This window comes from Streptomyces sp. NPDC002643 (genome assembly GCF_053592555.1).
The window spans coordinates 103984-126161 of the sequence record NZ_JBSFVY010000010.1 but is presented as its reverse complement, the minus strand read 5'-3'; the positions used below and the strand labels follow the sequence as shown (position 1 = coordinate 126161).

At 68.8% G+C, this 22178-nt stretch carries 18 protein-coding genes, 1 tRNA gene and 1 pseudogene; 12 read left to right on the top strand and 8 right to left on the bottom strand.

Annotated elements, in window-relative coordinates:
- Window positions 1-7 precede the first annotated feature (7 nt).
- Window positions 8-1165, top strand: coding sequence for an acetyl-CoA C-acetyltransferase (locus tag ACWD4G_RS17305; RefSeq protein ID WP_451294129.1), 1158 nt, complete (start codon window positions 8-10; stop codon window positions 1163-1165).
- A gap of 33 nt (window positions 1166-1198) precedes the next feature.
- On the opposite strand, the gene ACWD4G_RS17300 is transcribed toward ACWD4G_RS17305, so the two are convergent.
- The 4 genes from ACWD4G_RS17300 to ACWD4G_RS17285 are packed head-to-tail and all read right to left on the bottom strand — an operon-like array spanning window position 1199 to window position 4694.
- Window positions 1199-2248 carry an NAD(P)H-dependent flavin oxidoreductase gene (locus ACWD4G_RS17300; protein ID WP_451294127.1) on the bottom strand — a complete coding sequence of 350 codons (1050 nt, stop codon included), beginning with the start codon at window positions 2246-2248 and terminating at the stop codon, window positions 1199-1201.
- Window positions 2249-2300: 52 nt separating this feature from the next.
- On the bottom strand, window positions 2301-3050 hold the full coding sequence (locus ACWD4G_RS17295; RefSeq protein WP_451294125.1) for a CoA-transferase subunit beta: 750 nt from the start codon (window positions 3048-3050) through the stop codon (window positions 2301-2303).
- Window positions 3047-3916, bottom strand: coding sequence for a CoA transferase subunit A (locus tag ACWD4G_RS17290; RefSeq protein WP_451294123.1), 870 nt, complete (start codon window positions 3914-3916; stop codon window positions 3047-3049). Before ACWD4G_RS17290 ends, ACWD4G_RS17295 begins: the two co-directional genes overlap by 4 nt.
- A complete protein-coding gene (locus tag ACWD4G_RS17285) occupies window positions 3909-4694 on the bottom strand; it encodes an enoyl-CoA hydratase family protein (RefSeq protein WP_451294121.1) in 786 nt (261 codons plus the stop codon). The genes ACWD4G_RS17290 and ACWD4G_RS17285 overlap by 8 nt, the downstream gene beginning before the upstream one ends.
- 66 nt (window positions 4695-4760) lie before the next feature.
- Between ACWD4G_RS17285 and ACWD4G_RS17280 the strand changes: the two genes are divergently transcribed.
- On the top strand, window positions 4761-5573 hold the full coding sequence (locus tag ACWD4G_RS17280; protein ID WP_451294119.1) for an SDR family oxidoreductase: 813 nt from the start codon (window positions 4761-4763) through the stop codon (window positions 5571-5573).
- A 52-nt stretch (window positions 5574-5625) separates the two neighbouring features.
- Window positions 5626-6540 (top strand): SDR family oxidoreductase, encoded by a 915-nt coding sequence (locus tag ACWD4G_RS17275; RefSeq protein WP_451294117.1) that lies wholly within the window; start codon window positions 5626-5628, stop codon window positions 6538-6540.
- 209 nt (window positions 6541-6749) lie between these two features.
- Here ACWD4G_RS17275 and ACWD4G_RS17270 read toward each other — a convergent pair whose 3' ends face one another.
- The gene (locus ACWD4G_RS17270; RefSeq protein WP_451294115.1) at window positions 6750-7676 is read right to left on the bottom strand and encodes a hypothetical protein; all 927 of its coding nucleotides are present in this window, start codon (window positions 7674-7676) and stop codon (window positions 6750-6752) included.
- A 157-nt stretch (window positions 7677-7833) separates the two neighbouring features.
- Between ACWD4G_RS17270 and ACWD4G_RS17265 the strand changes: the two genes are divergently transcribed.
- From ACWD4G_RS17265 to ACWD4G_RS17240, 6 genes and pseudogenes are all read left to right on the top strand, one after another.
- Window positions 7834-8244 carry a chorismate mutase gene (locus ACWD4G_RS17265; protein WP_451294113.1) on the top strand — a complete coding sequence of 137 codons (411 nt, stop codon included), beginning with the start codon at window positions 7834-7836 and terminating at the stop codon, window positions 8242-8244.
- 124 nt (window positions 8245-8368) lie between these two features.
- Window positions 8369-8812: pseudogene (locus ACWD4G_RS17260) on the top strand (response regulator); the annotation flags it as partial.
- A gap of 288 nt (window positions 8813-9100) precedes the next feature.
- Window positions 9101-11707, top strand: coding sequence for an aminopeptidase N (gene pepN, locus ACWD4G_RS17255; RefSeq protein ID WP_451294111.1), 2607 nt, complete (start codon window positions 9101-9103; stop codon window positions 11705-11707).
- Between the two features lie 251 nt (window positions 11708-11958).
- Window positions 11959-13359 carry a pyridoxal phosphate-dependent decarboxylase family protein gene (locus tag ACWD4G_RS17250; RefSeq protein ID WP_451294109.1) on the top strand — a complete coding sequence of 467 codons (1401 nt, stop codon included), beginning with the start codon at window positions 11959-11961 and terminating at the stop codon, window positions 13357-13359.
- The gene (locus ACWD4G_RS17245; protein ID WP_451294107.1) at window positions 13356-14804 is read left to right on the top strand and encodes a lysine N(6)-hydroxylase/L-ornithine N(5)-oxygenase family protein; all 1449 of its coding nucleotides are present in this window, start codon (window positions 13356-13358) and stop codon (window positions 14802-14804) included. Before ACWD4G_RS17250 ends, ACWD4G_RS17245 begins: the two co-directional genes overlap by 4 nt.
- Before the next feature lie 64 nt (window positions 14805-14868).
- Window positions 14869-16059: a GDSL-type esterase/lipase family protein gene (locus ACWD4G_RS17240; protein WP_451294105.1), complete on the top strand. Its 1191-nt coding sequence runs from the start codon at window positions 14869-14871 to the stop codon at window positions 16057-16059.
- On the opposite strand, the gene ACWD4G_RS17235 is transcribed toward ACWD4G_RS17240, so the two are convergent.
- The gene (locus tag ACWD4G_RS17235; RefSeq protein WP_451294103.1) at window positions 16056-17870 is read right to left on the bottom strand and encodes a bifunctional metallophosphatase/5'-nucleotidase; all 1815 of its coding nucleotides are present in this window, start codon (window positions 17868-17870) and stop codon (window positions 16056-16058) included. The genes ACWD4G_RS17240 and ACWD4G_RS17235 overlap by 4 nt on opposite strands.
- A gap of 189 nt (window positions 17871-18059) precedes the next feature.
- Here ACWD4G_RS17235 and ACWD4G_RS17230 point away from each other — a divergent pair, with 189 nt between their 5' ends.
- Both ACWD4G_RS17230 and pyk read left to right on the top strand, forming a co-directional pair.
- Window positions 18060-18776 (top strand): SIMPL domain-containing protein, encoded by a 717-nt coding sequence (locus ACWD4G_RS17230; RefSeq protein ID WP_451294101.1) that lies wholly within the window; start codon window positions 18060-18062, stop codon window positions 18774-18776.
- A gap of 119 nt (window positions 18777-18895) precedes the next feature.
- A complete protein-coding gene (gene pyk / locus ACWD4G_RS17225) occupies window positions 18896-20332 on the top strand; it encodes a pyruvate kinase (RefSeq protein WP_451294099.1) in 1437 nt (478 codons plus the stop codon).
- 10 nt (window positions 20333-20342) lie between these two features.
- On the opposite strand, the gene ACWD4G_RS17220 is transcribed toward pyk, so the two are convergent.
- Both ACWD4G_RS17220 and ACWD4G_RS17215 read right to left on the bottom strand, forming a co-directional pair.
- Window positions 20343-21131 carry a helix-turn-helix domain-containing protein gene (locus tag ACWD4G_RS17220; protein WP_451294097.1) on the bottom strand — a complete coding sequence of 263 codons (789 nt, stop codon included), beginning with the start codon at window positions 21129-21131 and terminating at the stop codon, window positions 20343-20345.
- A gap of 104 nt (window positions 21132-21235) precedes the next feature.
- Window positions 21236-21308, bottom strand: a tRNA-Leu gene (locus ACWD4G_RS17215).
- A 103-nt stretch (window positions 21309-21411) separates the two neighbouring features.
- Here ACWD4G_RS17215 and ACWD4G_RS17210 point away from each other — a divergent pair.
- Complete coding sequence (locus ACWD4G_RS17210) at window positions 21412-22068, top strand: ANTAR domain-containing response regulator (protein WP_451294095.1); 657 nt, start codon at window positions 21412-21414, stop codon at window positions 22066-22068.
- Window positions 22069-22178: the final 110 nt, after the last annotated feature.

Genomic DNA, 22178 nt, shown 5'->3' with positions numbered 1-22178 from the left:
AGTCGCCATGGCCGAGGCCTATATCGTCGAAGCGGTCCGTACGCCCGTGGGGCGGCGCGGGGGAGGGCTCGGCACGGTGCATCCGGCCGACCTGGGCGCGCATGTCCTCAAGGCACTCGTCACGCGCGCGGGTGTCGACCCGGCCGCCGTGGAGGACGTCGTCTTCGGCTGTCTGGACACCGTCGGACCGCAGGCCGGTGACATCGCCCGGACCAGCTGGCTGGCCGCCGGGCTGCCCGAGGAGGTGCCGGGCACCACCGTCGACCGGCAGTGCGGCTCCTCCCAGCAGGCCGTGCACTTCGCCGCGCAGGGCGTCCTCTCCGGCACCCAGGACCTGGTCGTCGCGGGCGGCGTCCAGAACATGACGATGGTCCCCATCGCCTTCGCCTCCCGCCAGGCCGCCGTCCCCCTCGGCCTCACCGAGGGCCCCTTCGCCGGCAGCGAGGGCTGGCGCGCGCGATACGGCGACCGGCCCGTCAACCAGTTCGCCGGCGCCGAGATGATCGCCGCCAAGTGGGGCATCGGCAGGCGTCAACAGGAGGAGTACGCACTGCGCTCCCACCAGCGCGCCGTACGCGCCGTCGACGAGGGCCGCTTCGAGAGGGAGACCGTCCCCTACGGGGAGGTGACCGTCGACGAGGGGCCCCGCCGGGACACCTCGCTGGAGAAGATGGCCGCGCTCAAGCCGGTGATCGACGGCGGCACCGTCACCGCCGCCTGCTCCTCCCAGGTCTCCGACGGAGCGGCGGCCCTGCTGCTCGCCTCGGAACGCGCGGTACGCGAACACGGGCTGCGCCCACGCGCGCGCGTGCACCATCTCTCCGTACGCGGCGAGAACCCCATCCGGATGCTCACCGCCCCCATACCGGCGACGGCGTACGCCCTGAAGAAGACCGGTCTCGGCCTCGACGCCATCGACCTCGTCGAGATCAACGAGGCCTTCGCACCCGTCGTCCTCGCCTGGCTGAAGGAGACGGGCGCCGACCCCGACAAGGTCAACGTCAACGGCGGCGCCATCGCCCTCGGCCACCCCCTGGGCGCCACCGGAGCCAAGCTGATGACGACCCTGCTGCACGAACTGGAGCGCACCGGGGGCCGTTTCGGCCTCCAGACGATGTGCGAGGGCGGCGGCCAGGCGAACGTGACGATCATCGAGAGGCTGTGAGGCGCGGTCGCCGACGAGGTGTGAGCGGCTTGGTCAGTGCGCGCCCGCGAGCCGCTCTCTGACCTCCTCGGCCTCCTTCATGATCCGCTCCACCAGCTCCGCGCACGACGGCAGGTCGTCGATCACCCCGGCGACCTGCCCGGAGGCCATCACACCGAGGTCCGTACGGCCGTCCACCATGGCCGACCTGAGCAGCATGGGCGTGTTCGCGGCGAGCAGGACCTGACTCCAGGACAGCTCCTTGCCGTGCTTCATGGCGAGCCCGTCGCGGACGAGCCGGGGCCAGGAGAGCCCGGAGAGCTTCCGGAAGCCGGTCGCGCGGCGGACCGCGTGCAGCAGCCTCCTCGCACGGCCGGAGTCCTCCAACGCGGTCACCAGGTCCGTGCGCAGCATCCGGTGGGGCAGTCCGTCGACGGCCCGGGTCACGGTCACGTCCTTGACGGTCGCCGCCAGATAGCGCGCCTTCACCGCGTCCGGCACGGTCGAGTCCGAGGTGAGCAGGAACCGTGTCCCCATCGCCACGCCCGCCGCGCCGTACGCCAGCGCCGCCATCAGCCCCCGCCCGTCGAAGAAGCCGCCGGCCGCCACCACCGGGATGTCCACCGCGTCCACGACCTGCGGCAACAGCACGGTCGTCGCCACCTCCCCGGTGTGCCCGCCGCCCTCCCCGCCCTGCACGATCACCGCGTCCGCACCCCACGCCGCCACCTTCTCGGCATGCCGCCGGGCGCCCACGGACGGGATGACGACGACACCCGCCTCCTTCAGCCCGGCGATCAGCTCACGAGAGGGCGCGAGGGCGAAGGAGGCGACGCGCACACCCTCCTCGATCATCACGGCCACCCGGTCACCGGCATCCGCCGCGTCGGCCCGCAGATTGACCCCGAAGGGGGCGTCCGTACGGGACTTCACCTCGCGTACCGCCTCGCGGAGCCGGTCGAGGGTCATGGTCGCGGAGGCCAGGACGCCGAGGGCGCCCGCGTCGGCCGTGGCGGAGACCAGCCGGGGCCCGGCGACCCAGCCCATACCGGTCTGGACGATCGGATGACGGACCCCGACGAGCCGGGTGAGGGCCGTGTCCATGGGTGACTTCCCCTCTGTCGGTCCTGCCCTTGGGACAGGCGCTCTGCCACCGTCAACCGGCGACCTCACGCGCGCGTGTGGTGCGCGGGTCGATGACCTCGCGGATCAGGCGCAGCTCTTCCGGGGCCGGTTCACGGGTGTACGGCACCTCGTCCGGGACGGCGAGTGCGAAGCCGGTTGCCTCGCGCACCTGCTCGACCGTGACGCCCGGGTGCAGCGAGGCCAGCCGCATCGAGTGGTCCGGGGTGGCGAAGTCGAACACACCGAGGTCGGACACGACGCGCGGGAGATGGTGGAAGCGCGCGGTCACCGGATGCTCGGCCGCGCGGTCGTACCCCACCCCGCACACCATGTCGACGCGCTCCACGAAGACCCGCCGGGAGTGCTTCGGCACCCAGTAACTGGTGGGGTGGTTCATGGAGTTGACGGGGGCGCCGCGCACACCGAGCAACTGCCGTTTGGGCCGCGACCAGTCGCCGATGCACGAGATGTTCTGGTTGCCGTAGCGGTCGATCTGGCTCGCCCCCATCATCACGTGCCGCCGGCCGCTCGTGACGAGGGCGAGGTGCTGACGGTACGGCAGCCAGCCCTCCGGTGTTCCGTCGAGCCCGACGAGCGTGGCCTCGCCGTCGGTGAGCAGCAGGTCGGGCGCGAAGGTGCGCCGGGCGAGGCGCGCACCGAGGGAGGGGATGAGCCCCATGGGGCTGGCGAGGATCTCCCCGGCACCGCGCCAGGCCTCGGCACAGGCGAGCACGCAGTACTCGGCGCGGGTGGGCGGCGCGACGGGGGGCGGTGTGGTCATGAAAGGGGCTCCTCGCGCTCTGTGTGCCAGCTCCGCACTGCCTCCTGGTAGGTCTCTTCGTCGCCCCTCAGGAACCGTTCGGCGAAGTCGGCCCACGGTGTGGTCGCGTAGTGCTTCTGGAAGACCTCGTCGCGGGACTGATCGGGGGCGCACGAGGTGAAGTGCGCGCCGTTGGGTGCCTCCACGACTCCCGTCACGGTGTGGCGCTTGATGAGCAGCGACTGGGGTGGGCCTTCCTTGGTCACCTCCGCCGCGCCGATGGTGTCGACGAGCCGTTCGCACGACACATACGCGGTGTCGGCCGCCTCGCAGAACAGGTCGTCGAAGTACGGGTCCGGCCCCAGATACTGGCCGTTGCCCAGCCGGTCGGCCCGGTTGACATGCACGAACGCCGCGTCCAGACGGAGAGCGGGCATGGCGACGTAGGTCTCCCCGTCGTCGTACGGGGAGGTGACGGTCCGCAGCCCGGGGTTGACGCGCATGACGTCCGAGCCGATGCCCGCGCGTACCGGCATGAACGACAGCCGGTTCGCCGCCGCGTGCAGCCCCCACATGAACATCGCCTCGTCGACCTCCATCAGCTCGAACGCCCCCCGCTCGCGAGCCGCGCGGAAGTGGGGTTCGAGGGGGACCGAGTCGAGGGTGGCGAAGGCGGCGACCAGCTTTCGTACGCGTCCGGCGGCGGCCAGCATGCCGACGTCGGGGCCGCCGTACGAGACCACGGTGAGATCGGTGATCCCGGTACGGAGCAGCGCTCGCACCAGGGCCATGGGTTTGCGGCGCGAGCCCCAGCCGCCGATGCCGAGCGTCATACCGCTGGCCAGCCGGGACACGGCCTCGTCGGCGGTCATCGTCTTGTCACCCATCCGTACCCCCGCTTCCCGTCCCACGTGCGCTGCCCGTCCCACGTGACTTGCCGAAGGTGTCGCGGACCTCGTCGGCGACTCCGCTGAGGTTGGCCTCGAAGGTGAAACCCTGTTCGAAGCGGTAGCTGCGGCGGACGTCGACGGGGTCGATGCCGTTGATCGCGGCCTTGGCCAGCCGGATCAGCCGCCCGTCCTTGGCGGCGATCTCCCGCGCCAACTCCAGGGCCGATTCCCGTAGTCCGGCACGCGGTACGACCCGCCACACCGAGCCGTGCGCACGCAACTCGGCCGCGGTCGCCGTACGGGAGGTGTAGTAGAGGGCGCGCATCAGATGGTGGGGCACCAGCCGCGCCAGATGGGTCGCCGCGCCGAGCGCGCCCCGGTCCAGCTCCGGCAGTCCGAACGTGGCGTCGTCGCTCGCCACGATGGCGTCCGCGTTGCCGACCAGCCCGATCCCGCCGCCCAGACAGAAGCCGTGCACGGCGGCCACCACCGGCACCTCGCACTCGTACACCGCGGCGAACGCCTCCGCACAGCCGTGGTTGGCCCCGATCAGCGCGCTCGGTCCGGCCGACTGGATCTCCTTGATGTCCACGCCCGCGTTGAAGCCCCGCCCCTCGGCCGTCAGCACCACACACCGCACCGCGGGGTCACGGCCCGCACCGCGCACCGCCTCGGCCAGCTCGAACCAGCCGCGCACCGGCAGCGCGTTCACCGGCGGAAAGTCAACCGTGACAACGGAAATCCCCTTTTCGGGGGATGAGGTGGAGACACCCATAGCAGCATCAGCTACCTTCCACCTAACGTTTGTTAGGTACGTCTCTTGGGTGGAAGGTAGCAGCGGATGGAGCTCGACGGGAAGCTCGCCGTCATCACCGGCGGCACACGCGGCATCGGCGCCGGCATCGCCCACGCCTTCGTCGAAGCGGGCGCCGAGGTCGTCATCTGCGCCCGCCGCGCACCCGAGACCCCGATCAAGGGCACCGAATTCATACCGGCCGACGTCCGCGACCCCGACGCCGTGCAGGGACTGTTCGACGCCCTGCCGAGGGTGGATGTGCTGGTGAACAACGTGGGCGGGACGCCGTATCGGTTGCTGGGTGGGGGAGCCGAGGCCATGGCTGATGGGGGAGCGGCGGCCATGCCTGATGGGGGAGCGGTGGCCATGGCCGAAGCCCGGCGCCATGCCCGGGTCGTCGAGCTCAATCTCATCGCTCCGCTGACCGTCTCCCTCGCCGCCCATGAGCACTTACGGAGGGCCAGGGGCGCCATCGTGATGATCGGCAGCGTCAGCGGCAGCCGACCCTCACCCGGCTCGGCGGCGTACGGCGCGGCCAAGGCGGGTCTCGCTCACCTGGCCCGCTCCATGGCCGTGGAATGGGCCCCGGAGGTCCGCGTCAACACGCTGGTGCTCGGCATGGTCCACACGGAGCTGGCCCATCTCCACTACGGCGACGAGGCCGGCATCGCCGCCGTATCCCGCACGGTCCCCCTCGGCCGCCTCGCCACCCCCTCCGATGTCGCCTCCGCCGCTCTCTTCCTGGCCTCCGACGCGGCGGCGTACATCACCGGCGCCTCCCTGCTCGTCCACGGCGGCGGCGAACGACCGGCGTTCCTCGACCAGGCGACGGTCAACAGGGAGATCGGCAGCACATGAACCCGACACCGAACCCGGACATGAACCCGACGAAGCGAAAAGGGGAACCGGCATGAGTGCGCAGCGGCTCTGTGAGGGGCGCGTGGTGGTGGTGACCGGCGCCGGGCGCGGGCTGGGACGCGCGCATGCGCTCGCGTACGCCGCCGAGGGCGCCCGAGTCGTCGTCAACGACCTGGGCGTGGGACTGGACGGTACGCCCGACGCCGACAGCCCGGCGGCGCAGGTCGTGGAGGAGATCCGCGCGGCCGGGGGTTCCGCCGTGGCCCACGGCGGCGACGTGGCGACGACCGAGGGCGCCGCGTCCCTCGTCCGCACCGCACTCGACACCTACGGCCGTCTCGACACCCTCGTCAACAACGCCGGCTTCCTCCGCGACCGCATGCTCGTCAACCTCGAAGAGGACGACTGGGACGCGGTCGTCCGCGTCCACCTCAAGGGTCACTTCCTGCCGCTGAAGCACGCCGCCGCCCACTGGAGGACGCAGGCCAAGGCCGGCCGCGTCCCCACGGCCAGGGTGGTCAACACCAGCAGCGGAGCCGGCCTCCTGGGCTCCGTCGGCCAGGTCAACTACAGCGCGGCCAAGGCGGGCATCGTGGCGCTGACCCTCGTCGCCGCCGCCGAACTCCAGCGCTACGGCGTCCAGGTCAACGCGATAGCCCCGGCCGCCCGCACCCGTATGACGGAGCGGACCTTCGCCGCCACGATGACCGCCCCGGACAAGGGCTTCGACGCGATGGCCCCCGAGAACGTCTCCCCCCTGGTCGTCTGGCTCGGCTCCACCGCGAGCCAGGGAGTAACCGGCCGGGTCTTCGAAGCGGAAGCGGGCCGCATCACGGTCATGGAGGGCTGGCACAGGGGCCCCACCACAGACAAGGGCACCCGCTGGACCCCGAGGGAGGCAGGAGAGACAACCCTGAAACTTTTGTCGGAGGCAGAGCCGCCGGGGGCGGTGTACGGGGCCGGGTGAGCGATGGCTTAGGGGGCCCGCCCGAGTGCGGTACTCCGGGGGGTGGCTGTGCGTTGGCCGCGCTCATAACCAAGGCGGCACCCCTTGCTTTTAAGGGGCGCGGGGCTGTGTCGATTTGCGGCTCCGCCGCGTGGGCGCGACAAGCCCCCACAAACCCGCACCCGCCAACGCACGATCCCACCCCACCCCTCTCGCGCCCCCCAAAAAACCTACGTATCGCACTCCAAAACAGTCCGACACAACCCACACCGAGCCCGCACCCGCCCCCGAACCGGCACCCGAATCCTCTGATGACAGGTAGGACAAGAAAACGACACCCGCAACGGCTGCCCCCGCTCATCAGGAGTGAACGCATACGACACCCCGGAACCCCCGGAACCCCCGGGCACCCCCGACATCGGCTGAGCCGGCCGCAGGCCCTCCGCATGGCGCCGATCCCGCGCATACCTCCGCCGCCCCGCCCACCCCGCACCGGTCAGCGGCGGCTGCTGCTCATCCCGCCGAGCCCGCACCCGCCCCTCCGTATACGCGGAGTACGCCTGCGGACTCGTGAACCACACGGAGGGGTCCTCCCCGAACACCAGCGCCCGCTTCGCCAGCACATACCCGAACTCCTCCGGCGTCAGATACCCCAGCTTCTGCGACGACGCCCCGTCCTCCCGAAAGGCGTCGAGGAGCAGCCACCCGGCGCCGAGGTAGGTCGCCGCCGTGTCCGTGAGGATCTCGTTGTCCCGGGTGCCGGGGAAGGACAGCCCGAGGCGGTGCAGATACACATGCATGATCTCGTGGGCGAGGGCCGCGCCGATGTCCCGGCGATGGGTGCGGAACCGGTCGTTGAGTTCGATGAAGTACTCGGGCCCGGCGGCCAGTTCGACGTTCGCCGCATGGGTCATCTCACGGAACCCGACGATCATCCGCGCGTCCGGCAGCCGATAGTGCCGCACCAGCTCACGCGCCACCCGCTGGGCGCCCAGATGGAGATCGTCGATGTCGCAGAACGCCACGTCGACCGGGGCCACGCTGGTGTCGAAGGTCCGGATCGTGTCGTACGAGAGCCGCTTGTACAGCGCGGTGATCGACGCCCGCACGGTGTCCAGGTGCGGGTATCCGTGCTCGACAGGTCCGCCGTTCGCCACGTCCGCACCCCCAAAGACGCCGATACGTTCCACTCTAAGCCGACCCACGGGCATACCGACGGGCCCACCGAAAGCCGTCCCTCACCGCCCCCGCCCCCTGTCCACATGCCGGTTCCGCACGATGATCGGCCCACCACCTCACCGTAGGGTGACGACCATGACCACCAGCGACACCAACGAGGCGAACAGCGCGGCCGCTGCCGAAGGGACCGATCGCGGGCCCGCGGTCGGCGGGATCGACGAAGACGTCCGGGCCGAGCTCGCCCGGCTGCGGGACAGCATCGACAACATCGACGCGGCCGTGGTCCACATGCTCGCCGAACGCTTCAAGTGCACCCAGCGCGTCGGCCACCTCAAGGCCCGCCACCAACTCCCCGCCGCCGACCCGGCCCGCGAGGCCCACCAGATCAGCCGACTCCGAGGCCTCGCCGAAAGCGCCAAACTCGACCCGGCATTCGCGGAGAAACTCCTCAATTTCATCATCGCTGAAGTGATCCGCCACCATGAACGCATCGCGGACGACGCCCTCAACGGCACCACACGCACGGCGACCGGCGCCGGGGAGTGACACGGCGGCCGGCACAGGGCATCCTGCGTGAGCACTCTTCGTCAGAACCCGAATACACGCAGTGATGGACTCGGGTCCGGGCCGCCGAACACGGTCCGACGGCCCGAGCGAGGGGACATCCGCCATGCCGTCGGAAGCCAAGATCCTCATCGTCGACGACCATGAGGACACGCTGTACGCCCTGGAGAGCGCCCTGGCCCCGCTGGGCTACCGCCTCACCCGCGCCACCAGCGGCGACGCGGCCCTCAAGGAAGTCCTGCGCGGCCAGGTCGGCCTGCTCCTCCTCGATGTGCGCATGCCCGGCGTCAGCGGCCTCGACGTCGTCCGCTACATGCGCAAGGTGGAGCAGACCCGGCACATCCCCGTCATCCTCCTCACCGGCTTCGGCCCCGACGCCGACCTCACCTCCGCCGCCTTCCACCTCGGCGTCGCCGACCTCGTCATGAAACCCATCGACCCCTGGTCCCTGCGCACCAAGGTCCGCTACCTCTACGACGCCCACGAACGCGCCCACGCCCTCGAACACGAGAACACCACCCTCCGCGCCCGCCTCAAACACCACGAGGACCACCACGAGGAGCGAATCGACAGCCACGAGGAACGCGCGGACGACCACCAGGAACGCGAGGACCATCACGAGAAGCACGAGGGCCATCACGAGAAGCACGAGGGCCATCACGAGAAGCACGCGGACGACGACCACGTCAGGCACGACGACGACCATCGCGTACCCACCCAACGAGAAGGCCTCAACGACCCCGCGCAAGACCTGAACGACCGGGCGGCGGGGGCGCACTACCGGACATAGGTCGCGTACCCGGCCCGCCCCTGTCCCGGCTCCTGGGCATCAGGCAGCATGTCCCCCATGTCCGTACTGACGCGCGACGAAGCGCAGACCCGTGCCAAGCTCCTCGACGTCCACCACTACGAGATCACCCTCGACCTCACGCGTGGCGACGAGACGTTCGACTCCCTCACCGTCATCCGCTTCACCGTGCGGGGAAAGAAGAAGGCCGCGGACACCTTCGTCGAACTCAAGCCCGCCGAACTGCGCTCCCTCACCCTCGACGGCCACCCCCTCGACCCCGAGACCCTCGACGACAACCGCCTCCCCCTCAAGGGCCTCACCCCGGGCGAACACGAACTACGCGTCGACGCCGCCATGCGCTACTCCCGCACCGGCGAGGGCATGCACCGCTTCACCGACCCCACCGACGGCGAGACATACGTCTACACCCAACTCTTCATGGACGACGTCCAGCGCGTCTTCGCCGCCTTCGACCAACCCGACCTCAAGGCCGCCTTCGACCTCACCGTCACCGCCCCGCAAGGCTGGACCGTCCTCGCCAACGGCATCACCGAACGCCAGGACGACGGCAGTTGGCGCGCCGCCACCACCCCACCGATCTCCACCTACCTCGTCGCCGTCGCCGCCGGCCCCTGGCACTCCGTCCGCACCGAACACCGGGGCCTGCCCTTCGGCATCCACTGCCGCCGCTCCCTCGCCCCCCACCTCGACACCGACGCCGACGAACTCCTCGACATCACCCGCGCCTGCTTCGACCGCTACCACGAGAAGTTCAAGGAGCCGTACCCCTTCGACTCCTACGACCAGGCCTTCGTCCCCGAGTTCAACGCCGGCGCCATGGAGAACCCCGGACTCGTCACCTTCCGCGACGAGTTCGTCTACCGCTCCGCCGTCACCGACGTCGAACGCCAGACCCGCGCCATGGTCATCGCCCACGAGATGGCCCACATGTGGTTCGGCGACCTCGTCACCCTCAAGTGGTGGGACGACATCTGGCTGAACGAGTCCTTCGCCGAGTACATGGGCTACCAGACCCTCACCGAAGCCACCCACTTCGAGGACACCTGGGTCGACTTCGGCATCGCCCGCAAGGCCTGGGGCTACGACGCCGACCAGCGCCCCTCCACCCACCCCGTCGCCCCCGAGGCCGTCGACGACACCGCCGCCGCCCTCCTCAACTTCGACGGCATCTCCTACGCCAAGGGCGCCTCCGCCCTACGCCAACTCGTCGCCTGGCTCGGCGAGAAGGACTTCCTCGACGGCATCAACGCCCACTTCACCCGCCACCGCTTCGGCAACGCCACCCTCGCCGACTTCATCGACAACCTCGCCGGCGCCACCGACCGCGACGTCCACGCCTGGGCCGACGCCTGGCTGCGCACCACCGGAGTCGACACCCTCACCCCCAAGATCACCCGCACCCCCGACGGCACCCACACCCTCACCGTCGACCACACCGGCAGCCGCCCCCACCACATCACCGTCGGCATCTACGACCAGGACCTCGCCGACGACCAGGGCCACCTCACCCTCCGCACCGGCCTCGACCTCGACATCCCCCAGACCACCGAACACCCCATCGGCAAACGCCCCGCACTGATCCTCCTCAACGACGGCGACCTCACCTACGCCAAGATCCGCTTCGACCCCGACTCCTTCACCACCGTCACCGAAAGCCTCTCCGGCCTGCCCACCCCGCTCACCCGAGCCGTCGTCTGGAACGCCCTCCGCGACGCCGTACGCGACGGCGGCAGCGCCACCCAGGGAACCACGGACGGCGGCAGCGCCACCCAGGGAACCACGGACGGCGGCAGCGCCACCCGGGCGACCAACCCCGAACCCCCGATGTCGCCCACCGCCTACCTCGACGCCGCCCGCACCCACCTCCCCCGCGAGACCGACCTCGCCATCGTCCAAGGCGTCCTCGGCTTCGCCACCACCCAGGTCGCCGACCGCTACCTCACCCCCGAACAGCGCCCCGCCGGCCTCGCCACCCTCACCTCCCTGTGCCGCGACCTCATCCGCCGCACCGAGGACGGCGACAACCCCGGCCTGCGCCTGACCGCCGTACGCCACTTCATCGACGTCGCCGCCCACCCCGAGACCATCGCCGCCTGGCTCGCCGACGGCACCGTCCCCGGCGGCCCCGAACTCGACCCCGAACTGCGCTGGCGCGTCCTCGGCCGCCTCGCCGTACTCGGAGCGATCGACGCCGACGAGATCGCCGCCGAACTCGAACGCGACCCCAGCGCCACCGGCCAGGAAGGCGCCGCCCGCTGCCGCGCCGCCCTCCCCGACCCCGAGGCCAAACGCCAGGCATGGGAGTCCATGTTCACCACCGACACCCTCTCCAACTACCTCTTCACCGCCACCGCCCAGGGCTTCTGGCAGCCCGAACAGGCCGATCTGCTGGGCGAGTACGTCGACCGCTACTGGTCGGACGCGGTGTCGCTGGCCGCCCGCCGGGGCCCCGCCATCGCGGACGCGGCCGGCCGCTGGGCGTTCCCGTCCCACGCGGTCACCCCGGAAACCCTCAAGGCAGGCGAACGCTGCCTGAACGAGTCCGCCCCGATCCCGTCCCTCCACCGCAAGTTGGTGGACCAACTGGACGACCTGGGCCGCGCGTTGAGGGTGAGGGAGGCCCAGGGAGCCTGACGACCGGGGGCCTTCCTCTGTGGCCGGGGGGCCGCTTCCCTGAGGCCGAAGGCCTCAAAGGGGGCGCGGGGAACTGCGCGACCAGCCACGTACAACCCGCACCCTGCAACTCGCCCTAGGTTCAACGGCGCCAATCCGGCTCTCCCAGCGGAGCGCCCCCGTACCCTCTTTCGGTTGTAATTGACGGTATTTTCGGGTCTCACTACCCAATTGGCGTACAAGATGGGGTTCCCCGCGCTCCGGAGGACCCCATGCCCACCCCACCCCTCGCCTCGGCCCCCCAAGGCCCCGGCGCGCTACCCCCCTTGCTGGACACAGTCCTCCAAGCCCTGCGCGCCGGCGCGAAGACGAGGGGCGGCCCCCTCCCCACCGGCGGCCCGGAGCGCGTCGCCGCCCAGATCCGGGACGCCCTCGGCGACCCCCTCCCCACGGAGGGCGACCCCGACGCCCTCCACCGCCTCGTCCACGCCCTCGCCGCAGGCTCGGCCGACCCCGCCGACCCCCTCTGCGCGGCCCACCTCCACACCCCACCCCTCGCGGTGGCCGCCGCGGCCGACCTCGCCGCCACCGTCCTGAACCCCTCCCTGGACTCCTGGGACCAGGCCCCGGCGGCCTCCGCCCTGGAAGCCCTCGTCACCCAGGCCCTGGCCAAGGAAATCCACGGCGCCCACGCCCCCGCAGGGACCGCCCTGGTCACCACCGGCGGCACCGAGTCCAACCAACTCGCCGTCCTCCTCGCCCGAGAAGCCCACCCGGGCACACAGCTGATCCACGGAGCCAACGCCCACCACTCCCTCGCCCGCGCCGCCTGGCTGCTCGGCCTCCCCGAACCCCTCACGGTCCCCGCCCCCTCCGGCACCCTGGACCCCGCCGCCCTCGACGACGCCCTCACCCGGCTCCACGGCCGCACCGCCCTCGTCGCGGCCACCGCCGGCACCACCGACGCCGGCCTCATCGACCCGCTCCCCGACATCGCCGACCTCTGCCAGGCCCACGGCGCCCGCCTCCACATCGACGCGGCCTACGGCGGAGCCCTCCTCCTCACCGACCGCCGCCGCCCCCTCCTGAACGGCCTCGACCGCGCCCACACGGTCACCCTCGACCTGCACAAACTCGGCTGGCAACCGGTCGCCGCCGGCCTCCTCGCCGTACGCGACACAGGCGACCTCACCGCACTGGACCACCGCGCGGACTACCTCAACGCCGACGACGACACCGAAGCCGGCCTCCCCGACCTCCTCGGCCGCTCCCTGCGCACCACCCGCCGCCCCGACATCCTCAAGATCGCCGTCACCCTCAAAACCCTCGGCCGCAACGGACTCGGCGCCCTCGTCGACCACGTCTGCGACCTCGCCCAGGAGTTCGCCGCGCTCATCCACGCCCACCCCGGCTTCGACCTCCACGACCGGCCCACCATCAGCACCGTCCTGTTCCGGCCCACCGGAGCCTGTGACGACACCGTGGCCGCCGTACGCCGACAACTCCTGCGCGACGGCCGCGCCGTCATAGGCCGGGCCACCGCCGACGGCCGCCTCTGGCTCAAGGTCACCCTGCTGAACCCACACACCCGCCCGGATGACCTCGCCGCCCTCCTCAAGCTCGTAGAACGCGCGGAACCCTCCGCACTCCCAGAAGGAAACACCCCCACATGAGCACGCCCAGCACACCCGCCGACGACCCCGCCCACCCCGCACCCGAGGCCCCCCGCGACCTCGTCGGCGTCGGCATCGGCCCCGCCAACCTCTCCCTCGCCGCCCTCGCCCACCCACTCGCCGAACTCGACACCGTCTTCTACGAACAGCGCCCCGGCTTCGACTGGCACCCCGGTCTCCTCATCGAGGGCAGCACCATCCAAGTGCCCTTCCTCGCCGACCTGGTGACCCTCGCCGACCCCGCCAGCCCCTGGTCCTTCCTGAACTATCTGCGCACCCGCGACCGACTGTTCCCCTTCTACTTCGCCGAGCGCTTCCACATCCAGCGCACCGAGTACGACGCCTACTGCCGCTGGGTCAGCGAGAGCCTGCCCGGACTGCGCTTCGGCCACCAGGTCGACTCGGTCCGCTGGAACCCCGAACGCGACCTGTTCGAGATCGACCACACCCAACTCGGCGCGGACGGAGAGGCCGAAACACTGGGCCGTACCTACGCGCGGAACGTGGTCCTCGGCGTCGGCACCGAACCGTACGTCCCCGAACCCCTCAAGCCCCTCGTCGAAGCACCCGGCGTCCCCGTCATCCACGCCGCCGACTACCTCCGCGAACGCGACCGCCTCCGCACCGCCGGACACGTCACCGTCATCGGCGCCGGCCAGTCCGGCGCCGAGGTCTTCCTCGACCTGCTCCGCCACAGACCCGCGGGACGCGAAGGACTGCACTGGCTGGGCCGCACGGAAGCCTTCGCCCCCATGGAGTACTCCAAGCTCGGGCTTGAGCACTTCACCCCCGACTACACCCGCTACTTCCACGCCCTCACCGAATCCACCCGGGACCGCCTCGTCGCCGCCCAGTGGCAGCTCCACAAGGGCATCGGCGCCGACACCATCGCCGCCATCCACGACGAGCTCTACCGCCGCACCCTCGACGGCGGCTGGCCCGACGCCACCCTCACTCCCGGCGTCCACGTCCGCACCGCCGGCCGACTCGCCACCACCAAGGTCGAACTCCACCTCGAACACAGCGAACAGGGCACCCGCTCCCGCCTCACCACCGACGCCGTCGTCCTCGCCACCGGCTACCGCGAACGCCCCCTCGACCGCGTCCTCGCCGGCCTCGACCCCTACATCCGCCGCGACAGCCGCGAACGCCCCCGCGTCGACGAACAGTTCCGCATGATCCTCGACCCGTCCGTCACCGCCGCCGGCTGCCACGTCTACGTCCAGAACGCCGAACTGCACACCCACGGCGTCGGCACCCCCGACCTCGGCCTCGCCGCCTGGCGCAGCGCCACCATCCTCAACACCCTCACCGGCAAGGAGCCCTACCCCCTCCCCGGCCGCACCGCCTTCACCAGCTTCGGCCTCACCCCACAGCCACGCATCCCGCACGCCCGCCAGGAGAAGCCGGCCACCCCACTGACGCCACTCGCCGACGTCAGGTAATTGAAAGGCAAAGAAGTAAGGCAAGAGTGGTGACGGCTGCAAAAAAACTGCCTACCTTTCCGCCATGACCAGCACCCGCACAGACAACACCGGCAGCGCAGACCAGACACCCACCACCTGGATCGCCGCCCACCGCTCCGCCGTCATCAACCCCCACGAAGCCTTCAAACTCTTCGAAGTCCGAGGCTTCACCAACCAGACCGTCCGCCAAACCATCCGCCCCGCAGGCGGCGGCAACGCCCTCCGCATCCACCTCAGCAACCGCTACGGCACCACCCCCCTCCACATCGGCGGCGCCCACCTCGCCCACCGCACCGAACGCAGCGGCATCGACCCCCACACCGACACCCCCCTGCTCTTCGACGGCGCCGAAACCATCACCATCCCACCAGGCGAAGACATCACCACCGACCCCATCCACCACCCCATCACCGCAGGCCAGGAACTCGCCCTCAGCCTCTACCTCCCCGACGACACCGGCCTCACCACCTACTCCGCCATCCCCTACGACATCGGCCACGCCGTCCCCGGCAACCAGCTCACCGCCGAAACCCTCGACGAATCAGAAGAACTGATCACCAGCCACCTCATCACCGGCATCGACGTCCTCGCCCCCGAACACACCCGCATCGCCATCGCCTTCGGAGACTCCTGGATCGAAGGCATGGCCACCACCCCCGGCACCGGCAGCAGCTTCCCCGCCCAACTCGACCGCCGCCTCACCAACGGCTGGATCGTCGCCCCCGGCATCTCCGGCAACCGACTCCTCACCGACGAGATCGGCGCCCACCTCCTCGACCGCGTCGAACGCGACGTCCTCACCATCCCCGGCGCCACCCACGTCATCATCCACACCGGCCTCAACGACCTCGGCCTCCCCGGCGCCATCGCCTTCCCCGAACCAGGCAAACTCCCCACCGCCACCGACCTGATCGACGGCCTGACCACCCTCGCCGACCGCCTCCACACCGCCGGCCTCACCGTCATCGGCTCCACCATCGGCCCCTACGCCGGCACCGTCTACCCCGGCTACGACACCGACGAAGGCCAAGCCATACGCGCCGACGTCAACACCTGGCTCCTCGGCACCGACCACCCCTTCGACGCCATCATCGACATCGCCACAGCCGTCGCGGACCCCGACCAACCCACCAGAATCCGCGACCACTACAACAGCGGCGACGGCCTCCACGTCAACGACGCCGGCGCGAAAGCCATCGCCGACGCCGTCGACCTCTCCCTACTGACCCTCTAGAACACGGGCGTACCGTCCCGCGTCAACTTCCAGTCCACCGACGCGAACTCCGCCGAATCGATCGAACCCTTCGCCTTCACCCACGCGATCATCGTGTTACGGATCTCATCCGAATTCGACCACAACAACGGGGCCGCGGCGACAAACGGGAAATTACCCCCGCCGTTGGCCCGGTAGTTGTTCACCGCGAACACAAACTTCTCGTCATCAGCCAACGCCACACCCTCGAACCGCACATTCGTGACACGCGACCCCGCCGGCTTCGCGATATCGATCTCATACGACAGACCGCTCACCGCGTCGTAGTTGTAATCCGGCGTACCGCCCGCGTTCGTCAGCTTCGCCGGATCGATCACCGCGTCGGCCGCCGTCTGCACGAAATAATTCGCCGAATACTCCAAGTACGCCTTCATCTGCGCACCCGTCATCAGCCGCGCCTCCAGCGTGTTCTCGAACACATACAGACCGGCCACATCGCGGATGGTCACATTCCCCGCCGGAATCACCGCGCTCCGCGAGAACGCCGCAGCCTGCGACAACACCGGCAACGACGCATACTCGGTGGAGGACAACGCCTGCTTCACCGTGTCCGCCTGAATATGATTGATCAGATCGATGATCGCGACATCCTTGTACGGCGCCTCCACCGACGTCATCTCGGAAGCATTCGTACCGATCACCTGATTGACGTACGCCACCACCTTCTCGTGCTCGTCCGCCAACAACTTCACGATCTCCGGGTCCTCCTCCACCGCATTGGAGTTGAGAACCTGCGCACCAACCTTCTCGACCTTCCAGCAGCCCTTGCTCCACACCATCTCGAAGTCGAACAACGTCAACCGCTGCCCCCACTTCAGCGGCTCCGACAGAACCACCTGCTCACCGGTCTCCTTGTTGGCCACGAAATACTCGGCGATCTCCGTATGCGCATGCCCCACCAGAATCGCGTCGATCCCCGGAACCTGCTCGGCCACAAGCCCCGCCGCATTCTCGACATACGGCAACTGATCACCGTACGACGACGTCCCCGACGAACCACTGTGCGCCGACACGATGACGACATCCGCCCCCATCGACCGCAACTTCGGCACCCACTTCGCCGCCTGCTCCTCCAAACCCGGGAACGTCATCTTCCCCTGCACATTCGCCTTGTCCCAGATCGCGATACCCGGGTTGGTGAGCCCCAGCACCGCCACCTTCACATCACGACCGAACGGCGTCCGCAACCGATGCATACTGAACGGCGGAAAAGCGGGCCGCAACGTCTTCGCATCCAACGCGTTCGCGCCCAGCAGCGGAAAACGGCACTGCTCCTCAAACTTCCGCAGCACCGGAATACCGTAATTGAACTCGTGGTTGCCGAGCGCGGCCGCGTCATAGTCGATCGCATTCATCGCCTGCGCCATCGGATGCACCGGACCACCCTTGGCGGTGATCGGGTCCACCTTCGCGTAGTAATACGACAGCTGCGTGCCCTGAATAGTGTCACCGGCATCGATCAGCAGCGTGTTACGACGCCCCCTCTCCTCACGGACCTGATTCACCAACGTGGAAATCTTCGCCAGACCAACGTCGTTGTGCGCCCTGTCGTCGAACTCCTTGTCCGTGAAATAGTCCCAGTTGAAGACATTCCCATGCAGATCCGTCGTCCCCATCACGGTGAACCTGTACCGCTTCGGGCCCTTCCGACCACTCTTACCCCCCGACACCTCGGCCGCCTGCGCGCTCGGCGCCACCCCCGCACCGGCGACCGCCACCCCCGCACCGGTCACAGCGGACTTCTTCAGAAACTTCCGACGATTCAAGGCCATGACAGGAACTCCTAGGAGGGAACGAACGACATCGCAACGCGCGTAGACGAGTGCGGACAAAACCCACACCACACAACGACGCGCGTAGATTCTGACCCGCACCCGTCCCCACACAACACCCCCCACAGGTTTCGATCTGATGACCAGCCACACCCCCACCACCCGATCACCAGTGACAGAGTGGGACGTATGACCACCGCACCAGAAGACCCCCAAACACCCGCCGTCCCCTACGGCACCCCCGACGCACCCCGCATCGCCGTCCGCGGCGAAGCCCGCCTCGAAGTCGACCCCGAAATCGCCCGCATCGGCATCACCGTCCTCGCCCGCGGCAAAGACCGCCGCACCGCCCTCGACGACCTCACCCGCCGCAACACCACCGTCCTCGACCTCATCAAGACCTACGGCGAAGCAGTGGAACGAGTAGAGACAGGCGCCTTCTCCCTCACCCCCCAACTCAAAGAGAAGAGCAGAGGCGAACGCATCCACGCCTACCACGGCAGAGTCCACATCCACGCCGAACTCACCGACTTCACAGCCATGGGCGAACTGACGACCCGCCTCGCCGACCTCGACCTCACACGAGTAGACGGCCCCTGGTGGTCACTCCGCCCCAACTCACCCGCATACAAACAAGTCCGCCAAAAGGCCGTGAAGGAAGCCGTACAACGCGCCAAGGAATACGCCGAAGCACTCGGCACCACCCTCGCGGCCCTCGTCGAACTCGCCGACATCGGCGCCGAAGCCGCCCCCCAACCCCTCCGCCCCGCCGCCCCCGGCGGCATCATGCGCACCATGTCCGCCGCAACCGAGGACACCCCCGCCGCCCTCGACCTCGAACCCCAACGCCAACGCGTCTACGCCACCGTCAACGCACGCTTCACCATGCGACCACCACAGCTGTAAAACCACGAGGGACAGTTCCGACAGTTCCTCACACCTTGTCAACTCCCCTTAATGCAAAGGTCGTTGAGTAGTCACGCCCCACCAAACCGCTACCAACGGGTAAGTCATAAGGTCGAAACATGCGCCGAGCGAAGATCGTCTGCACCCTCGGACCCGCCACCGACACATACGACCAGATCAAAACCCTGGTCGACGCCGGCATGGACGTGGCCCGCTTCAACCTCAGCCACGGCTCCCACGCCGAACACGAGGAGCGCTACCACCACGTCCGCAAAGCAGCCGACGAAACCGGCCGCAGCGTCGGCATACTCGCCGACCTCCAAGGCCCCAAGATCCGCCTCGGCCACTTCACCGAAGGCCCCGTACTCCTCGAACGCGACGACACCTTCACCATCACCGTGGAGGAGGGCGTCGAGGGCGACGGCGAGATGTGCGGCACGACGCACCCGGGCCTGGCCGCTGACGTCACGCCCGGCGAACGCATCCTCGTCGACGACGGCAAAGTCACCCTCGAAGTCACCGCCGTCGACGGCCCCCGAGTCCACACCAAGGTCATCGAAGGCGGCGTGATCTCCGACCACAAAGGCCTGAACCTGCCAGGGGTGGCCGTGTCCGTCCCCGCCCTGTCGAAGAAGGACGAGGAAGACCTCCGCTGGGCCCTGCGCATGGGCTTCGACATCATCGCCCTGTCGTTCGTCCGTTCCGGCCGGGACATCGAGGACGTCCACCGCATCATGGACGAGGAAGGCCGAAGGCTCCCCGTCATCGCCAAGATCGAGAAACCGCAGGCGGTCGACGCCATCGCCGACATCGTCGCCGCCTTCGACGGCATCATGATCGCCCGCGGAGACCTGGGGGTGGAGATGCCCCTGGAACAGGTCCCGATGGTCCAGAAACGAGCGATCAAGCTCGCCAAACGCAACGCCAAGCCCGTCATCGTCGCAACCCAGATGCTCGACTCGATGATCGACAACTCCCGCCCGACGAGGGCCGAGGCAAGCGACGTCGCGAACGCGGTACTGGACGGCACCGACGCCGTCATGCTGTCCGGCGAGACGAGCGTCGGGAAATACCCCGTCGAAACGGTCCGCACCATGGCGAAGATCGTGAAGGCGGCGGAGGAGGACATGCTCTCCAAGGGCCTCCCCCCTCTGACCGAACACAACAAACCCCGCACACAAGGCGGCGCCGTAGCCCGAGCGGCAGCAGAGATCGGCGACTTCCTGGGAGCGAAGTACCTGGTCGCCCTCTCCCAATCCGGCGACACCGCCCGCCGCCTCTCCCGCTACCGCTCACCCATCCCGCTGCTCGCCTTCACCCCCGAACCGGCAACCCGCTCCCAACTCAGCCTGACCTGGGGCGTCGAGACCTTCCTGGGGCCGCGTGTGGACTCGACGGACGCGATGGTCGACCAGGTGGATGAGCTGCTGCTGAAGTACGGCCGCTGCAAGAAGGGCGACGTGGTGGTCATCACCGCCGGCTCACCGCCGGGGGTTGCGGGGACGACGAACATGGTGAGGGTGCATCACATTGGGGAGGATGACGGGCCGAAGTAGGGGGTGGGGGTTAGTACTTGGGGCCTACGTGGGTGTCGAGTAGGGCGACGGATGCTTTCTTGGCGACGGAGATGTTGTACGGGTTGCCGTCGCGGGTGCAGCGCGTCCACTCGATGCCGACTTTGTCGAGGGTGTCGGTGTACAGCTGCCGGATGTCATCGGACACGTTGGTGAAGAAGTACCGGGGGTACTCGTAACGCTTGCGCTCACCTCCGACTAGGCGGGTGGTCCAGTTGGTGATGCGGCAACCGTCGGAGTGGATGAGGCCACGGATGAACTCCCAGGGGTGGGCGTCCACGATGTCCTGCTGCCAGGGTTCGAGAATGATCCGGCGCTCGTGTTTCCTGCCGGGACCATGCTGAGGGAACAGGCAGGTCAGGTGCTTTGAGTAGACCTTGATGTTCTGGCATCCGATGCGCTGGAGTCGGTGCACGCCATTGTCTGGGAAGACCACTCGCATCGCTGCCTCTGTCTCGTTGGCGATTCCTGGCCACGCGTCTGCGCAGGTGATCATGAGGCTCGGCACGCGGTGGTGCGAGTACTGGCTGATATGGCCGTCCCCGAGGTACTGACCCAGCAGATACGAGTACACGGCTGGGTCCAAAGGGCGGCCGTCGCATCGTGGGCAAGCTGGGTTGTGGGCACCGGGACACTCTCCGCGCTTGGCACGGTCCATGTGCTTCCAGTACCCGATCGTGCCAAGCGGAACGTTGAGCTTGCGTGCTACGTCCGCGTTCTTCGCACCCTCGCGCAGCAGCGTGACGGCCTTCTGTCGCACTTCAGTGCCGTGAAAGTTCATGCGACCACTCTGTGTTACTGATCGCCGCCGCGCGCAGCAAAAAGCGGAGATCCACGCGAACGTGGAACTCCGCTTTATTGGTGATCTTGGAATCTAAGGAAAAGTGCCCCGGGTGGGATTCGAACCCACGCTGTCGGTGGTTTGAGCACCGTGTCTCTTCCGCTGGACTACCGAGGCTTCCTCTAAAAAGAAGGTTGGCGGTCACCCGCCGTGCCCCCACCTTACCGCAGCTAGGTACCCTCTTGTCAGCAGCACCCCTGCCCCGCAACAAGGAGCCCACGTGACCGCCCCCGAGTCGCCCCAGCCTCTCGACGCATCCGAAGACGACAAGTCGCACGTGCCTCCGCTGACGACCCGCGTCGTCATCGCCGAGGACGAGGCGCTGATCCGCCTCGACCTGAAGGAGATGCTCGAAGAGGAGGGCTACAGCGTCGTAGGCGAGGCCGGTGACGGCGAGCAGGCGATCGAGCTGGCCCGTGAGCACCAGCCCGACCTGGTGATTCTCGATGTGAAGATGCCGAAGCTCGATGGGATCTCCGCAGCCGAGAAGATCGCCGAGGAGCGTATCGCCCCGGTGTTGATGTTGACGGCGTTCTCGCAGCGTGACCTGGTGGAGCGGGCGAGGGACGCGGGTGCGATGGCGTATCTGGTGAAGCCGTTCAGCAAGAGTGATGTCGTTCCGGCGATCGAGATGGCTGTCTCGCGGTTCAACGAGTTGAAGGAGTTGGAGAAGGAGGTCGCGGACCTCACTCTTCGGCTGGAGACGCGGAAGCTCGTCGACCGTGCGAAGTCGATTCTGCAGACGGAGTACGGGTTGACGGAGCCGGCGGCGTTCCGGTGGATTCAGAAGACGTCGATGGATCGTCGGATGTCGATGCAGCAGGTGGCGGAGGCGGTTATTCAGGACGCGGAGGAGAAGAAGGCCGCGAAGGGCTGACCGCGCAGCGGACGAACGTATACGGCGAGGCCCGCGGGCGCCCGGGTAGGGGGGGCGGGGCCCGACGCCTATGTGTTTGTGGTGGTGGTTGTGTTTGGTGCTCGGGCTTG

Bases quoted from the DNA above. Each gene is read 5' to 3' on its own strand.
- ACWD4G_RS17305 (WP_451294129.1), top strand. From the start codon at position 8: ATGGCCGAGGCCTATATCGTCGAAGCGGTCCGTACGCCCGTGGGGCGG.
- ACWD4G_RS17300 (WP_451294127.1), bottom strand. From the start codon at position 2,248: ATGGACACGGCCCTCACCCGGCTCGTCGGGGTCCGTCATCCGATCGTC.
- ACWD4G_RS17295 (WP_451294125.1), bottom strand. From the start codon at position 3,050: ATGACCACACCGCCCCCCGTCGCGCCGCCCACCCGCGCCGAGTACTGC.
- ACWD4G_RS17290 (WP_451294123.1), bottom strand. From the start codon at position 3,916: ATGGGTGACAAGACGATGACCGCCGACGAGGCCGTGTCCCGGCTGGCC.
- ACWD4G_RS17285 (WP_451294121.1), bottom strand. From the start codon at position 4,694: ATGGGTGTCTCCACCTCATCCCCCGAAAAGGGGATTTCCGTTGTCACG.
- ACWD4G_RS17280 (WP_451294119.1), top strand. From the start codon at position 4,761: ATGGAGCTCGACGGGAAGCTCGCCGTCATCACCGGCGGCACACGCGGC.
- ACWD4G_RS17275 (WP_451294117.1), top strand. From the start codon at position 5,626: ATGAGTGCGCAGCGGCTCTGTGAGGGGCGCGTGGTGGTGGTGACCGGC.
- ACWD4G_RS17265 (WP_451294113.1), top strand. From the start codon at position 7,834: ATGACCACCAGCGACACCAACGAGGCGAACAGCGCGGCCGCTGCCGAA.
- pepN (WP_451294111.1), top strand. From the start codon at position 9,101: ATGTCCCCCATGTCCGTACTGACGCGCGACGAAGCGCAGACCCGTGCC.
- ACWD4G_RS17250 (WP_451294109.1), top strand. From the start codon at position 11,959: ATGCCCACCCCACCCCTCGCCTCGGCCCCCCAAGGCCCCGGCGCGCTA.
- ACWD4G_RS17245 (WP_451294107.1), top strand. From the start codon at position 13,356: ATGAGCACGCCCAGCACACCCGCCGACGACCCCGCCCACCCCGCACCC.
- ACWD4G_RS17240 (WP_451294105.1), top strand. From the start codon at position 14,869: ATGACCAGCACCCGCACAGACAACACCGGCAGCGCAGACCAGACACCC.
- ACWD4G_RS17235 (WP_451294103.1), bottom strand. From the start codon at position 17,870: ATGGCCTTGAATCGTCGGAAGTTTCTGAAGAAGTCCGCTGTGACCGGT.
- ACWD4G_RS17230 (WP_451294101.1), top strand. From the start codon at position 18,060: ATGACCACCGCACCAGAAGACCCCCAAACACCCGCCGTCCCCTACGGC.
- pyk (WP_451294099.1), top strand. From the start codon at position 18,896: ATGCGCCGAGCGAAGATCGTCTGCACCCTCGGACCCGCCACCGACACA.
- ACWD4G_RS17220 (WP_451294097.1), bottom strand. From the start codon at position 21,131: ATGAACTTTCACGGCACTGAAGTGCGACAGAAGGCCGTCACGCTGCTG.